1 pseudogene is annotated in these 1284 nt (G+C 67.4%); it reads right to left on the bottom strand.

From position 1 onward, the window contains the following. Nucleotides 1-42: 42 nt before the first annotated feature. Nucleotides 43-1215 (bottom strand): annotated as a pseudogene (locus AB1207_RS24435) (IS3 family transposase). Nucleotides 1216-1284 lie beyond the last annotated feature (69 nt).

The raw sequence follows: 1284 nt of genomic DNA, 5'->3' as shown, positions 1-1284 counted from the left end.
GGGTCTGCCCCCAGTCTCGTTGACCCTCGTCGTTAGGGGCGGTCAGGCCGCGGCAGCGGCTTGAAGAAGTGTCTCGTACTCGATGGGGGTCAGGCGACCGAGCGCCTGCTGCCGGCGACGGCGGTGGTAGGTCTGTTCAATCCACGTCACGATCGCCAAGCGCAGTTCTTCGCGCGTCGACCAGCGCCGGCGGTTGAGGACGTTCTTCTGCAACAGAGCGAAGAACGACTCCATCGCAGCGTTGTCCCCGCAAGTCCCGACCCGCCCCATCGAGCCGCGCGCTTGCGCCGCTGAGAGGGCACGAACGTAGGCGTGGGAACGAAATTGCGACCCCCGGTCGGAGTGGACCACAACCTCCAAGACGTCAGCCCGCCCGCGCAGGGCCAGCGCGTTGCGCAGGGCCCTGACCGCGAGGTCGGCGGTCATCCGAGCATCGAGGGAGTACCCGACGATGCGGTTGGAACAAGCGTCCTTGACGGCGCAGAGGTAGAGCTTGCCTTCGGCGGTGGGGTGCTCGGAGATGTCGGTGAGCCAGAGCTGGTTGGGCGCCTGGGCGGTGAACTTCCGCCTGACGAGGTCGTCGTGGACGGGCGGGCCGGGCCGGCGCCCGGTGCCTCGCTTGCGCGAGTGGACCGACCACAGCCTTTGGAGGCTGCAAAGACGGTTCACGCGGTTGCGAGAGGCCGCCACCCTGTTGCTCGAGCTCGTCGGCGATGAAGCGGTAGCCGAACTCGGGGTCGTCGTGGTGGATGTCGCGGGCGGCGTTGATGAGGTGGGCGTCGTTCCAGTCGCGGTCGGTGACCGGGTTGGCGCGCCACTTGTAGTAGGCCTGCTTGGAGAAGCCCAGCACCCGACAGGTCACCGCGACGGACACTCCGTCAGCGGCGAGGTCACGGACCAGCGGGTAGATCATTTTGGGAGGACGTCGCGAGCGAAGTAGGCCGTCGCCCGGCGCAGGATCTCGTCCTCCTGTTCCAGCTGCTTGGCCCTCCGGCGCAGCTCGCGGTTCTCTGCTTCCAGGTCCATGCTCGGCGCGGAGTCTGAAGCACTGTCAGGAGCGGTCCTGCCGTCCTCCCGGTCGGCGATCTTCAGCCAACGACCCAGGCACGACTCGGAGATGCCGAAGCTGCGGGCGATGTCTGCTCGGGAGCGGCCGCCTTGGCGGGCGACGGCGATCACGTCGCGGCGGAACTCCTCGGGGAACGGCGTCGGCACGGTACTCATCCTTCCAGTGAAGACCATGATCCTCACAGGTCAGGAGTCAACCGAACCAGGGGCAGACCC

The organism is Kineococcus endophyticus (genome assembly GCF_040796495.1).
Taxonomy (GTDB): domain Bacteria; phylum Actinomycetota; class Actinomycetes; order Actinomycetales; family Kineococcaceae; genus Kineococcus; species Kineococcus endophyticus.
Note: the sequence above shows the minus strand (reverse complement) of the source record. Positions and strands in the feature narration are given on the sequence as shown.